A 12,740-nucleotide genomic window follows, 5' to 3' on the forward strand; every position below is an offset into this window, starting at 1 on the left:
GTCCAGGGCGTGAATCGGTCCCCTATGGCTGGAATCACCTACGAGGATTTCATCGACCTGTCGTACGACCCCGCCGACGCGGATCTGGTCTGTACGTTCCGGATCGACCCCGCCGAGGGGATGTCCGTCGAAGACGCCGCCTCCCGCGTCGCCTCGGAGTCCTCCAACGGAACGTGGGCCGCGCTCCCGACGGGCGAGGGCTTCACCGATATGGGCGCGACCGCGTTCGACATCGAGACTGGCGACGGCGACGCCGAGATCAAAGTGGCCTACCCCGAGGGGCTCTTCGAGCCCGGGAGTATGCCGCAGATCCTCTCGTGCATCGCGGGCAACATTATGGGGATGAAGGCGGTCGAGACGATCCGCCTCCTCGACTGCGAGTGGCCCGAAGGCCTCGCGACGTCGTTTGCGGGACCGCAGTTCGGCTCGTCAGTGCGCCAGGATATCTTCGGCGTCGACGACCGGCCGATCCTCGCGACGGTCCCCAAGCCGAAGGTCGGGCTCTCGACGGAGAAGCACGCCGAGGTCGGCTACGAGGCGTGGACGGGCGGCGTCGACCTCCTGAAAGACGACGAGAACCTCACCGACCAGGCGTTCAATCCCTTCCACGACCGCCTCGTCGAGAGTCTCGCCCAGCGGGACCGCGCCGAAGACGAAACCGGCGAGAAGAAGTCCTACCTCATCAACGTCACCGCCGACACCAACGAGATGCTCGAACGCGTCGACCAGGTCGCCGCGGAGGGCTGTGAGTACGTGATGGTCGACGTGATCACCACCGGCTGGGCGGCCGTCCAGTCAGTGCGCGAGCGCTGTGAGGAACTCGGACTCGCGATCCACGCCCACCGGGCGATGCACGCCGCGTTCGACCGCCTGCCGAACCACGGCGTCTCGATGCGCGTCCTCGCACAGATCGCTCGCCTCGTCGGCGTCGACCAGCTCCACACCGGCACCGCCGGCCTCGGGAAACTCGCGAACGAGGACACCGTCGGCATCAACGCGTGGCTCCGCGACGATCTCTACGGCCTCAACGACGTGTTGCCGGTCGCCTCGGGCGGCCTCCACCCCGGACTGGTCCCGGATCTGCTGGACGCGACGGGGACGAACGTCTGCGTGCAGGCCGGCGGCGGCATCCACGGTCATCCCGACGGCACCCACGAGGGCGCGAAGGCGCTCCGCGCGGCCGTCGACGCCTACGCCGAGGACCGCTCGCTGGAGTCGAAAGCCGACGAGAGCCCCGCGCTCCGGACGGCGATCGACAAGTGGGGCACCGAGACGCCGCGATAGTCACCCGCGTCCGAGCCGAGAAACGCGTTCAATCCGACCGCGCGCCGACCGATCCGCGCTCGTCGACCGCGCTGCGACGACGATACAGCGTCGCGGCGACCGCGAACAGACCGGCGCCGCTCGTGTTTACGACGAGGTCGATGATCGTATCGACCACGTAGAAGCCGAGCGTCCAGTGGTGCCAGAACGTCTTGAAGACGAACTCGTAGACCTCGAATCCGGCTCCGATCGCGAGGACGGCGGGGACGACCCAGAACGGCGAGCGGAGCGTCGGTCCGCGGAAGGTGGCGCCGAGCAGCGCGGCGACGCCGAGTCCACCCATCGCGTGCGTGAGCAGGTCCCACCACGGCAGTACCGTGTAGACGTTGTAATAGATGCCGCCGAAGTGCAGCCCCGAAACGAGGACCGACCAGATCGCGATCGCAGCCCACGCGGCGGTCAGGTGATCGCCGCGGGGGAGTTCTCGTCGCAGGCGTCCGACCAGGACGGCCGGCCACGATCGGAGGGCGTGATTCGTGGGGTAGCCCGACGTCGCCATCGTCGCCCACGCCGCGACGAGCGCGAGGGCCACGGAACCGACTCCGACGACGAGCTTTGGAGAGAGATGCGGGGGAGTCGCCATCGACGCGAGATGGCCGGTGCGCCGGTAAAACTCTTCTGTGGTTGGTGGCGGTGCGGTAGCGTTACGGTTCCGCCCAGGGGTCGCTAGTGCTCTCGCCGAACAGGTCGCGCATCAGCGTGACGATGCTCTCGGGTGGGTACTGCCCGCGCTCGGTCACGATCGCGTCGACGTACCGCGGCGGCGTCACGTCGAAGGCCGGATTCAGCACCGTCGGATCGCCGATGTCGGCGGCCGTCTCCTCGTCGACGACTTCCTCTTCGGCCCGCATCTCGATGTCGACGGTGTGGCCGGTGAGCGTGTCGGGGTGCAGTTTGATCGTCTGAGCCGCACAGACGATTGGTGTTCCCCGGTCGCGGGCGTTGACGGCGAGCCCGCTCGTCCCGATCTTGTTGATGACGGAGCCGTCGGCCGCGATGCTGTCTGCGCCGACGAGGACGTGATCGACGTCGTTGAGGTAGCGGCGTGCCGCGGAGTCGACGATGAGCGTCACGTCGACGCCCATCTCGGAGAGTGCCTCCGCCGTGATGTGGCCCTGGTTCCGCGGCCGCGTCTCCTTGACGTACGCCGACAGCGACTTGCCCTGTTCGACCGCGGTCTCGACACAGGCGAGGACGTCCGTGGAGTGACAGTGCGTCATAACCGTGTCGCCGTCGCGGAGGCGGTTCGCCCCCATTCGACCGAGGTCGCTCTGGGCCGTGTCCAGGCGGTCGCAGAACTCGGCGACGCTCGTGTGAACGCTCTCGCGGAGATCCTCGACCGTTCGCCCGTCCACGTCGCGAAAGACGTACCGGAGGGCGTTCGGGAGGCTCACCGCCGTCGGCCGGGTGTCGTAGAGGATTCGAGCGGCCGCGCGGAGTTCGGCGCGGAACGCTGCCGGCGAGTCCGCGTCGCTCGCGTCTGCCTGCGCGCCGAGTGCTTCGGCGGCGGCGGCAGCGATCGTGGCCGCACCGCGGATCTCCATCGAGCCGATGTCCTCGGCCGTCCGGTGGACCGCCTCCGCGACCTCGACATCTGGTGCGGGATCGCTCATACAGGCTCTTCGCAGGGGCGCGTGAAAAGCGCGCTCCCGACCCCAGCACTCTCACCGACGACGCGATGGCCGGTGTCGACGGCGTCGCCGATCGCGTGCGAGCCTGCTCTGACAACGGCGTACTCGCGTTGCGGTGGGGCCTGGGAACGGGGGGTGGGAGCGCCTGACCGTCGACTCACCGGCGGGGTGCCAGGGCCGGCAACGTCGGCGACGTGGGCCTCGCCGCAGCGTCGTTCGGGGCGAGCGGAAATGACGGGGGGAGACTACGGTGGTTGGGGATCGGGAGTTAGGGGTCGGGGATCGGGGGTTAGGGGAGCGCTACCGGGCGCGACTAGTCCTTACTGGTACTGCTCGATCAGCGACCGGAGCGTCGACTCGTCGCGGACGCCGACGACCTGTTCGACGGCCTCGCCGTCGCTGAACAGCATCAGCGTGGGGACGCCTCGGACCTGATACTGCTGTGCGAGCTGTTGGTTCTGGTCGATGTCGACCTTCGCGACAGCGGCGTCTGTGGACTGTGCCAGCGATTTGACCGTCGGTTCGAGCATCTTGCACGGTCCGCACCAGTCCGCGTAGAAGTCGACGAGGACGACGTCGTACTTCGAGACAGCGTCCTGAAGCTCCGAGGACCCGTGTACGTGGACCGGCTCGGACGGGACCGTCGCGCTCTCGTCGTCTTCAGCCGGCTCGTCGTCGTTTACTTTCGAGGCCAGTTCTTCGCGCTTCTGGGCGCGGATCTCGTCGAGTTCGTCGTCTGTTCCTTGTGACTCGCTCATCGACCTTCCGTAGGGAGGCCTAAAATAAAACAGTTTTGCAAGCGAAAGACAATACACACCGCGTCACTCAGCGTCCGACGGTCAGTCGGCGTACAACGAATACGTGATGACGGCAAAGCCGACGAACGTCAACGTCGCGTCGATGAGGATGCCGGTCGCGAGGTCGACGCCGAGGATGAAGTCGAAGGTCCCACCCAGCAGCGAACCGAGGGTGATGACTCCGAATCCGAGCGAGAACGCGCGGAGCGGTCGCGCGCCCGTCTTTCGGTAGGCCTTCAGCGAAAAGTACGTGATGAGCCCGCCGAGGATGAGGATGCCCGTCTTCACGACGACGATTCCCGTTGCGATGCTTGTCGATGCGGTCGTGTGTGCCATTATGTTTCCTCCCGTACTGCGGTCCAGATATCCGCGAGTCGTTCTTCGGGGCCCTGCTCGGAGTAGGCGATCTGGACGTCGAGTTCTCGTGACTCCGTGAGAGCGATGCGGACCTCGTCGAACGCGACGGCGTACGTGGTCGTGTGGTGTCCGTCCGACCGTATCTCGGTGCCCTCTTCGAGGAGTTCCGCCTCCGTCAGTAAGTCGAGCTTTCGATACGTCGTCGACAGCGGAATGTCACAGTCCTCGGAGAGTTCACTCGCCGTCCGCGGTTCGTCCAGCGCCTTGATGATGGCTCTGGCGTCAACGTCGTCGAGCGCATCGAGTACTGACTGAAGGTCCGCTGGCTCCTCTGCGGACGGCTCGCGCGCCATTATCGAACCCTCGGCAAGCGACGTTATTAATGCCCTGGGATCCGCGACGGCGGCAACACGCACGACGGCGGGCGCGGCTTCGGCCGCAAACGTGAAAAAGCAGCGCCGAAACCGACGGTTTCGATAGTAGCTACAGGCCGAGGTAGCCGGCGTTGGGAAGCAGCCCGAGGAGATACAGGACGCCCACGGCCAGCATCACGACGGCGATCGAAATCGCCGGCGGGTCGACGTGCGTTTCGCCGTGGGAGTAGAACACCCGCTGGCTCACTTCCGCGACGACTCCGGTGATCCCACCGAGCGCGCCCGCAGCGAGCAACGCCGCCGGTTCGCTCCCGAGTGCGGGCATCACGAGAATCGCCCCGACGGACCCAAGAAGCGTCATATGGTGCGTGACGGGAATCCGATCGACGCCGAGGTTGAGGAACAGCAGGCTGATCGCGGAGATCGCATAGCCCATAAACACGCTCCCGGTTTCGAGCCAGATGTACCCGCTGAGGACCCCGGCGACCACGCCGAGTGCAGCAACGCCGCTCCACTCGTACTGGTGTGGAAGCCACGGCTCCGTCGCCAAACGGCTCTCGATCGTCCCCCCGTCGGGTGCAACACGTGGTTCTTCCCGTTCGAAGGGCGACATATCGAACAGACCCGTGCCGCCGACCTGGCCGAGGATCGAGTACCCGAAGGCGACGCGCGCGACGATGGCCGTCACGAAGACCGATACCGCAATTCCGTCCGTCGGGAGACCGAGGCCACCCACGAGTCGCGTCACCAAGAGCCCGAGGACACCGAAGAGGCCCCCGACAGCCAAGATGTCCGATTTCGGGCCGAGCGCGAATCCGATGTTCTTTCCGAAGTGATAGGCCCAGCCGTCCGGTTCCATCTCGGGATACCGCTTTGCCGCATACGCCGCCGCAGCGACGCCACCCGCGAAGCTGATGTGCGGACCAGTCACCGCTCCGAACCCGATGACGCCGGTCACGCCCGTCGCCAGCTCACCCTGGGGGACGAGGTCCAGCCCCGAGACTTCGCGCTGCAGGATGGCGAGTCCCTCCCCGAGGAAGACGACGAAGCCAGTGAAGATGAACGCCGGCAGGGCACCGATCGCCGCACCGAACGCGCCCCCCGCGAAGGCCGCGATCAGTAACACCACGAGCCGGTCGAACTCCAGCCCCAAGACCGGTATCTGAAGGAGGAAATCCGTCATCGCTCCTCACTCGTCCCGGGCCCAGTCCAGTGAGCGCTGCACGGCCTCGCCCCAGCGCTCGTACCGCTGGTCGATCGTCTCGGGGTCCTCTTGCGGTGTGAACTCGCGGTCGATCTGCCAGTTCGCTCTGAGTTCTTCTTTGGTGTCCCAGTAGCCGACCGCAAGCCCGGCAGCGTACGCCGAACCCAGCGCAGTCGTCTCGTCGACTTCGGGGCGGACGATTTCGGTCTGGAGGACGTCCGACTGCAACTGACAGAGGAACGTGTTCTTCACCGCGCCGCCGTCGACCCGGAGCGATTTGGTCTCGATGCCCGAGTCGGCCTCCATCGCTTCGGCGACGTCACGGGTCTGGTACGTGATCGATTCCAGCGTCGCACGGACGAGGTGCTCCCGACGCGTCCCCCGCGTCATTCCGACGATGGTCCCGCGGGCTCGGCCGTCCCAGTGTGGAGCCCCGAGACCTGTGAACGCCGGCACGAGGTACACGCCGTCCGTCGAATCGACCGATCGAGCGAGCTCTGCGGTCTGTGCCGCGTTGTTGATCAGGTCGACGTCTTCGAGCCACTCGATCGCGGCCCCCGTGATGAAGATCGAGCCCTCGAGGGCATACTGAACGGGTTCGCCGGAGAGCTGGAACCCGACCGTCGTCAGGAGGCCGTGATCGGACTTGACAGCCTCCGTCCCAGTGTTCATCAGGTAGAACGAGCCGGTGCCGTAGGTGTTCTTCGCGTCCCCTTCGTCGAAACAGGTCTGCCCGAACAGCGCGGCCTGTTGGTCACCCAGTGCGGCAGCCACGGGAACGGATGCATCCAAGAACCCGTCCGGGTTCGTGTGTCCATACAGGCGTTCGTCAGACGACGGACGGACTTCCGGGAGCATCGCGGCAGGTACGTCGAACTCCGCGAGGAGGTCCTCGTCCCACTCCATATCCCAGATGTTGTACAGCATCGTTCGCGAGGCGTTCGTGACGTCCGTGATGTGGTTGCCGGTGAGGTTGTAGATGAGCCAGGTGTCGATCGTCCCCATCATCAGCTCGCCTGCCTCGGCGCGCTCGCGGAGGTCGTCACTGCGCGAGTGCTGCATCTTCAGCGGGTCGGCGTTGTCGAGGATCCACTCGGTCTTGGTCGCCGAAAAGTACGCGTCGGCTTCGAGGCCCGTCTTCTCTCTGATCCACTCGATCTTTTCGGCCGCCTCCAACTCCTCGATCCGCTCGGTCGTCCGGCGGTCCTGCCAAACTAACGCGTTACAGACCGGTCGACCGCTGTTGGCGTCCCAGACCACCGTCGTCTCCCGTTGGTTCGTGATGCCGAGTGCCTCCAGTTGCGTCGCCTCGATGCCTGCCTCCTCGATCGCGCGGACGACGACGTCCTGCGTGTTCTCCCAGATTTCCATTGGGTCGTGTTCGACCCATCCGGGGTTCGGGTAGTGTTGTTCGTGTTTCTCGTAGGCGTTGGCGACCACGTTCCCGTCGTGGTCGAAGATAATAAATCGCGTTCCTGTCGTTCCCTGGTCGATCGAACCGATATACGTGTCTGCCATTGTGTGCTCTCGGGACGGAACGCGTTCTGCGTCTGCCCCCGGTCTGAGAAAGAAGAACACGGCACTGAGTAATAAATTTTACTTACAAACTATGTTATTACTGTTTAATCTGAATGTTTGTACGACTCAAGGCTATTAAATATAATATAATTAACTGTGTTGTATATCCGAGGTCGTAATTTCGAGGCCCTTGCTATTCGAGGTGGCCGTCGACCGGCGTCGTCCCCCGGGTGTCGGTAGGCGCTGTCTGTTCGTGTGTGTGATGATAAAACCGAACACGGGCTTCGCCATCGACGAGAACCGGATCGAAACAGACCCGCCGGTACCGTTGGTTGTCGAGGAGGTTCACCAGGAGGCCGGCGTCGTGTTCCGACACCGAATCGTACTCGACCTCACACACCGGACAGCGCGCGGGGGCGTCGTCTGGAACGTGCACGGCCCCGGCAGTCAGGCGTGCTCCTCGCGGAGTTCGCTGGCGACGCGGGAGACTGTCTCGTATTCGTCGTCGCCGTACGTGATGAACCGCACGTCGGTGAGCGACCGGGGGTCGAACGCCCGGATCGTCTCGGCGATAATTCGCGCTCCATCTTCCAGTGCGAAGCCAGCGACGCCACAGCCGAGCGCCGGGATCACGAGCGACTCACAGCCGAGTTCGTCGGCGCGTTCCAGCGCGTGACGCGTCGCCTCGCGGATGCTCTCGGCCGTTGCCTGCCCGTCGCCGTAGTGCGGCATCGCGGCGGCGTGGATCACGTAGTCGGCGTCGAGGTCGTACGCGTCGGTGACGGCGACTTCGCCGAGGTCGATGGGCCCCTTCGCAACTGCGGCGTGATTGAGCGCCTCACCACCGCCCCGACGGAGCGCGCCAGCGACGCCGGATCCCATCTGGAGGCTCGTTCCCGCCGCGTTGACGAGGGCGTCCGCGGACTCCGCCGCGATGTCGCCTTGAACGACTGTGAACTCCATACGCTCTCTTACGCCGGCGTCGTGAAAAGCGTCGGTGCCAGCAGCGGACGCGCGCGGCAGCGGGATTCTGTCCCGCGAACGGACGACGAAGCGTAGGATCCAAACACGTTCACAAACCGAACAGTTCTTGTCGCGTTCGCTCCGTGTCGCGGGTATGAACGGTCGATCGTCGGACCTGGCGTTGCTGGAGGCCGTCGCCGCGCGGGCGGTCCGCGCCAGCGGCGACTATCTGGCGGACGCCTTCCGCGACCTCTCGATCGAGGCCGAGTACGGCACCGACGACGTGAAGTCGGCCGCAGACCGGGAAGCCGAGGCCCGCGCGCTCGACGTGATCCACGACGCGTACCCCGACCACGCCGTCCACGGCGAGGAGTCCGGCCGCGCGGGCGAGCACCGCTACGAGTGGGTCGTCGACCCGCTCGACGGGACGAACAACTTCGCGGCCGGGATCCCCTCGTTCGCCACGGCCGCCTGCGTGCTGTGCGACGGCCAGCCGCTCGTCTCGGCGATCTACGAACCCCTCCCGGACTCGCTGTATCTCGCCCGACGCGACGGCGGGGCGACTGCCGACGGCGAACCCCTCAGCACCGAGAGCGATCTCTCGCTCTCACAGTCGACCGTCTCATTCGTCGTCGGGCTGCCGGCCGTCCGCGACGACGAGCGCCGTGCGGCTGCCGAGCGCGTCGAAGCGGCGGTCGACGCGCGCTGCAAGCGCGTCATCAACACGTGGTCGCCCTGCGTCGACTGGGGTCTCCTCGCCCGCGGCGGGATCGAGGGCCTCGTCGCCTTCCTGCCGGACGTCTACGAGCAGTACGCGGGCGAACTCCTCGCGGCGGAGAGCGGCGTCGAGAGCCGGGTGCTCGATGTCGACGTCGCCGCACTGGACGACGCCGACGAGTCAACGGACGCTGCAACGGAACACGGCACCACGGAGACCGGCGTCGGCGGGCTCTACGTCGCCGCGACCGACCGGACGAAACTGGATCAGCTCGTCGACGCAGCGTCCGGAGCGATCGAGTGAGGCGACAGGAGAGTGCGAAAGGGACTCACACACAGGGAAGCCGCAAGTGTCCGGGGTGCCTACGCTCAGTATGGACCTCCTCCAGATGCGGTGGCGCGACGCGCTGTTCGCACACTGGCCGGTCGACCCCGCCGTCGTGTCGGCTCGGCTACCAGAGGGTCTCCAGGTGGCGACGTACGACGGCGACGCGTGGCTGGGCGTCGTCGGCTTCGTGATGGAGGACATTCGGCCGCGAGGGGCCCCGCTCGGCCTCTCGTTTCCGGAGTTGAACCTCCGAACGTACGTCACGCGTCCCGGACGCGACGACCACAGCGTCTACTTCTTCAGCCTCGACGCGGACGACCGCCTCGGCGTGCTCGTCGCCCGGGGGCTCTTTCGGCTCCCGTATTTCAGTGCCGAGATGCGTGTTTCGCGGGAAGACGACGCCGTGACCCTCCGTAGTCGCCGCACGCAGTCCGGCGCTCGGCCGGCGCACTTCGAGGCTACGTATCGCCCGACCGGTGAGCAGTTTACGCCAGAGGCGGGGACGCTGGAACACTTCCTGACTGAGAACTACCGCTTCTATACGGACGGCGCGAGCCTCTACTACGGCGACATCGCCCACCCGCCGTGGCCGCTCGTCGAGGGAACCGTCGAGATCGAGACGAACACGCTGTTCGAGGCCGACGGATTCGAGCGGCCCGCCGGCGACCCACTCGTCCACTACTCGCCGGGCACGGAAGTGACGGCCGAGCGAATCCGGACGGTCTGAGTCTTTCGGTGTCTGATGCTGTCGGACAGCAGTTCGTGAATTATGTTGGCACCCACGGGGAGCTGATAATTTTCACATCGTTCTGTCCGACAGTATGAGTTTCTCCAGGTGCGGGTGTTGCACGCGGCGTCGGCACGCGACACGCGGCGCCGACCAGACGTGGACATCGACACCGACACGAACCGCCGGGTTTCAAGCGCCGTCGATCCTTTTGCGCCAGTATGGTAATTGACACGGTTATGACGACCCTGCACGTCCTCGTGGGGGCGTTGTGGGTCGGCAGCGTCGTCTTCGTCGCCGGAGCGATTCTTCCGGCCGCAGTCGAAGGTGCGCTGGACGCGGCGCCCTTAGAGAAGATCGCCGATCGCCTCGTCTATCTATCGCGTGGGGCCTCGGTCGTGATGTTCCTGACCGGCGGCCACCTCGCCGGGACGGGCTACACGATCGAATCGCTCACCGGCACCGGACGCGGCCACCTCGTGCTCGCGATGCTCGCGCTGTGGCTTGTGTTCACCGCGCTCGTCGAGATCGGCCGGAGCCGACTCGTCGACGGGCTACAGGAGAAGCGCGTCCGCACGCCCGCCAAGTCGGTGACGACGATCTTCCGGGCCGCCGCGGTGGTCGGCGTCCTCCTGCTCGTCGACGCCGGCCTGCTTTCGGCTGGCCTCGTCCCGTACTGAACACAACAATGAACCGTCTGCATCCCCGCGTCCGACTTCTCTGGGTCGCGCGGGCCGTCCTGACCGCAGCCATCCTGGGTGGCGTCGCGCTCGCCGTCCAGCGGATCCTCGCGCCGCCGTGGCTCCCCGGGTGGACTCCGATCGCGGTCTTCGTCGGCTTCGGTGCGCTCGGCGTCGTCGTCGCGCTCGCCCGCTACCGCGTCTGGCGCTACGAGGTCCGAGAGGACTCGCTGTATCTCGAACGCGGGGTGCTCACGCGAGTTCGGACAGTCGTGCCGTTCGTCCGCGTCCAGCACGTCGACACCGCCCGGTCGCCGATCGAGCGCGTGGTCGGTCTCGCGAGCACCGTGGTCTACACCGCCGGCTCCCGCGGGGCCGACGTGTCGATTCCGGGACTCGCACCGGACGATGCAGACGACCTTCGCGAGCGGCTGAAACGGCTGGCGATCCGCTCGGAGGGCGAGGACGCGGTCTGAGATGCCGCAGTCGCTCTCACCGCTGTCGGTCCCCTATCGCGTGCTGCAGCGGGGAAGCGGCATCGCCGTCGCGCTCGCGTTCGGCCTCGGCGGCGGCTTCGAGATCCCGGGCCTCGGCCCGGCCGGCCCGATCGTCCTCTTGCTGGTCGCCGGTCTTGCCGCCCTCGGCCTCATCGCCTACGAGACGGCCTATGTCCGGCGGTTCAGCTACGAACTCACCGCCGACACGCTCGATATCGACTCCGGCGTGTTCTCCCGGCGCAGCCGCGAGATTCCGCTTCGCCGGATTCAGAACGTCGACATCTCGCGGAACGTCATACAGCGCGTCCTCGGGATCGCCGTCGTCTCATTCGAGACGGCCGGAGGGGGCGACACCGAAGCCCAACTTCGGTTCGTGTCCTTCGAGGAGGCAAAGCGCCTCCAGCGGGAGCTCCCGCGGCTGAAACGGCAGGCAGAGCGCACTGGCGAGGAGGGCGAGGCGACCGAAGCGGCCGAACGTGGCGCCGTCGAACCGGAACTCGAGGAACTGTTCGCGCTCGATCGAAGCGAACTCGCCATCCTCGGCGCGCTCTCGGTCGATCCCCGCGTTCCGGGTGTCCTCTTCGTGCTCGTCTCGACTGTCGGGTCCACGATCGTCCCGGCGTATCTCACGACGGTCCGCGGGACGACGCTCGTTGGCGTCGCCGCGGCCGTGCTCGTCGGCGTCGCGGTCGTCTCCTGGATCGTCGGGGCCGTCGCGGCCATCGTGGAGTACTACGACTTCCGCCTCGTTCGCTCGGGCGACGAGTTACAGTACGAGCGGGGTCTTCTCCAGCGCTACGACGGGTCGATCCCGTTCGACAAGATCCAGACGCTGACGATCGCCGACAATCCCCTCAAGCGGCACTTCGGCTACGCGACGCTGTACATCGAGACGGCCGGGTACGCCCCCGGCGGAAGCTCTGGCGGCGGGTCACGCGGCTCGGAAGCGGCGATCCCGCTCGCCAAGCGCGAGCACGTCCTGACTCTCGTCGAAGAACTCGAACCCCTCGGCGATGTCGACTTCCAACGGCCGCCAACGCGGGCGCGGCGTCGCTATCTGGTCCGATATCTGCTTGTCGTCGGCGTCTTCGCGGCCGTGCTCTACGCCGCTCGATCGCTACTCCCAGTCTCGTTCCCGCTGTGGCCGCTGTTGCTGTTGGTTCCGGCCGCGGCCGGGTTCGCGCACGCGACCTGGAAGCATCGGGGCCACTGGCTCGGCGACCAGCACGTCGTCACCCGGAATGGCGTGCTCCAGCGGGAGACCAAGATCGTCCCCTACTACCGGATCCAGACCGTGATCGACTCCCGGACGGTCTTCCAGCGGCGACTCGGTCTCGCGACGGTTACCGTCGATACCGCAGGGTCACTCTCGCTCGGAGGACAAGACGCCGCCGCTGTCGACGTCTCGGGCGAGCGCGCCGACGAACTGCGCGCAGAACTCGAAGCCCGCCTCGGTCGCGCCGTCGACGCCTATCGGGCGGGACGGGCGGGTATCGGCGTCGACGAAGCCGCAGACGCGACGTCGAACGGCTCGGTCTCAGGCTCGTCCGCGGAGGGCGGACCGGACGATTCAGGCGCTCCGGACGAGTCCGGCTCCACAGACGCGTGACGGCGGAACCGGCGG

General features: G+C 66.5%; 16 protein-coding genes. 7 read left to right on the forward strand and 9 right to left on the reverse strand.

The window, feature by feature from the left end:
• Nucleotides 1–24 precede the first annotated feature (24 nt).
• Entirely contained in the window at nucleotides 25–1,284 is a 1,260-nt protein-coding gene (gene rbcL / locus NO362_RS08630; RefSeq protein WP_256544907.1) for a type III ribulose-bisphosphate carboxylase, read from the forward strand.
• 28 nt (nucleotides 1,285–1,312) lie between these two features.
• Here the strand turns inward: rbcL and NO362_RS08635 are convergent, their stop codons facing one another.
• Together NO362_RS08635 and NO362_RS08640 are read right to left on the reverse strand one after the other, a co-directional pair.
• Nucleotides 1,313–1,906, reverse strand: a complete 594-nt coding sequence (locus tag NO362_RS08635) for a DUF2238 domain-containing protein (RefSeq protein ID WP_256544908.1) — start codon at nucleotides 1,904–1,906, stop codon at nucleotides 1,313–1,315.
• Between the two features lie 61 nt (nucleotides 1,907–1,967).
• Nucleotides 1,968–2,936 (reverse strand): ribose 1,5-bisphosphate isomerase, encoded by a 969-nt coding sequence (locus tag NO362_RS08640; RefSeq protein WP_256544909.1) that lies wholly within the window; start codon nucleotides 2,934–2,936, stop codon nucleotides 1,968–1,970.
• On the opposite strand from NO362_RS08640, the gene NO362_RS08645 reads away from it, so the two are divergent.
• Entirely contained in the window at nucleotides 2,921–3,103 is a 183-nt protein-coding gene (locus NO362_RS08645; RefSeq protein ID WP_256544910.1) for a hypothetical protein, read from the forward strand. The two genes, NO362_RS08640 and NO362_RS08645, sit on opposite strands and share 16 nt — an antisense overlap.
• A 171-nt stretch (nucleotides 3,104–3,274) precedes the next feature.
• On the opposite strand, the gene trxA is transcribed toward NO362_RS08645, so the two are convergent.
• The 7 genes from trxA to NO362_RS08680 form a co-directional block, all read right to left on the reverse strand.
• Nucleotides 3,275–3,712 (reverse strand): thioredoxin, encoded by a 438-nt coding sequence (gene trxA / locus NO362_RS08650; protein WP_256288385.1) that lies wholly within the window; start codon nucleotides 3,710–3,712, stop codon nucleotides 3,275–3,277.
• Nucleotides 3,713–3,793: 81 nt separating this feature from the next.
• Nucleotides 3,794–4,087: a DUF7521 family protein gene (locus tag NO362_RS08655; RefSeq protein ID WP_256288386.1), complete on the reverse strand. Its 294-nt coding sequence runs from the start codon at nucleotides 4,085–4,087 to the stop codon at nucleotides 3,794–3,796.
• Nucleotides 4,087–4,461: a helix-turn-helix domain-containing protein gene (locus NO362_RS08660; protein ID WP_121568394.1), complete on the reverse strand. Its 375-nt coding sequence runs from the start codon at nucleotides 4,459–4,461 to the stop codon at nucleotides 4,087–4,089. Before NO362_RS08660 ends, NO362_RS08655 begins: the two co-directional genes overlap by 1 nt.
• Nucleotides 4,462–4,591: 130 nt before the next feature.
• Nucleotides 4,592–5,665: a DUF7973 family transport facilitator gene (locus NO362_RS08665; RefSeq protein ID WP_256544911.1), complete on the reverse strand. Its 1,074-nt coding sequence runs from the start codon at nucleotides 5,663–5,665 to the stop codon at nucleotides 4,592–4,594.
• 6 nt (nucleotides 5,666–5,671) lie between these two features.
• Nucleotides 5,672–7,204, reverse strand: coding sequence for a glycerol kinase GlpK (gene glpK / locus NO362_RS08670; protein WP_256544912.1), 1,533 nt, complete (start codon nucleotides 7,202–7,204; stop codon nucleotides 5,672–5,674).
• A 193-nt stretch (nucleotides 7,205–7,397) separates the two neighbouring features.
• The gene (locus tag NO362_RS08675; protein ID WP_256544913.1) at nucleotides 7,398–7,640 is read right to left on the reverse strand and encodes a DUF8145 family protein; all 243 of its coding nucleotides are present in this window, start codon (nucleotides 7,638–7,640) and stop codon (nucleotides 7,398–7,400) included.
• 11 nt (nucleotides 7,641–7,651) lie between these two features.
• Nucleotides 7,652–8,167 (reverse strand): macro domain-containing protein, encoded by a 516-nt coding sequence (locus NO362_RS08680; RefSeq protein WP_256544914.1) that lies wholly within the window; start codon nucleotides 8,165–8,167, stop codon nucleotides 7,652–7,654.
• Nucleotides 8,168–8,321: 154 nt separating this feature from the next.
• Between NO362_RS08680 and NO362_RS08685 the strand changes: the two genes are divergently transcribed.
• From NO362_RS08685 to NO362_RS08705, 5 genes are all read left to right on the forward strand, one after another.
• Nucleotides 8,322–9,188, forward strand: coding sequence for an inositol monophosphatase family protein (locus tag NO362_RS08685; protein WP_256544915.1), 867 nt, complete (start codon nucleotides 8,322–8,324; stop codon nucleotides 9,186–9,188).
• A gap of 70 nt (nucleotides 9,189–9,258) precedes the next feature.
• Nucleotides 9,259–9,939, forward strand: a complete 681-nt coding sequence (locus NO362_RS08690; protein WP_256288392.1) for a YqjF family protein — start codon at nucleotides 9,259–9,261, stop codon at nucleotides 9,937–9,939.
• 221 nt (nucleotides 9,940–10,160) lie between these two features.
• Nucleotides 10,161–10,619: a CopD family protein gene (locus NO362_RS08695; protein WP_121568401.1), complete on the forward strand. Its 459-nt coding sequence runs from the start codon at nucleotides 10,161–10,163 to the stop codon at nucleotides 10,617–10,619.
• 8 nt (nucleotides 10,620–10,627) lie between these two features.
• Nucleotides 10,628–11,095, forward strand: coding sequence for a PH domain-containing protein (locus tag NO362_RS08700; RefSeq protein WP_256544917.1), 468 nt, complete (start codon nucleotides 10,628–10,630; stop codon nucleotides 11,093–11,095).
• 1 nt (nucleotide 11,096) lies between these two features.
• Entirely contained in the window at nucleotides 11,097–12,725 is a 1,629-nt protein-coding gene (locus tag NO362_RS08705) for a PH domain-containing protein (protein ID WP_256544918.1), read from the forward strand.
• Nucleotides 12,726–12,740: the final 15 nt, after the last annotated feature.

Source organism: Halobellus inordinatus (assembly GCF_024498335.1).
GTDB classification, from domain to species: domain Archaea; phylum Halobacteriota; class Halobacteria; order Halobacteriales; family Haloferacaceae; genus Haloquadratum; species Haloquadratum inordinatus.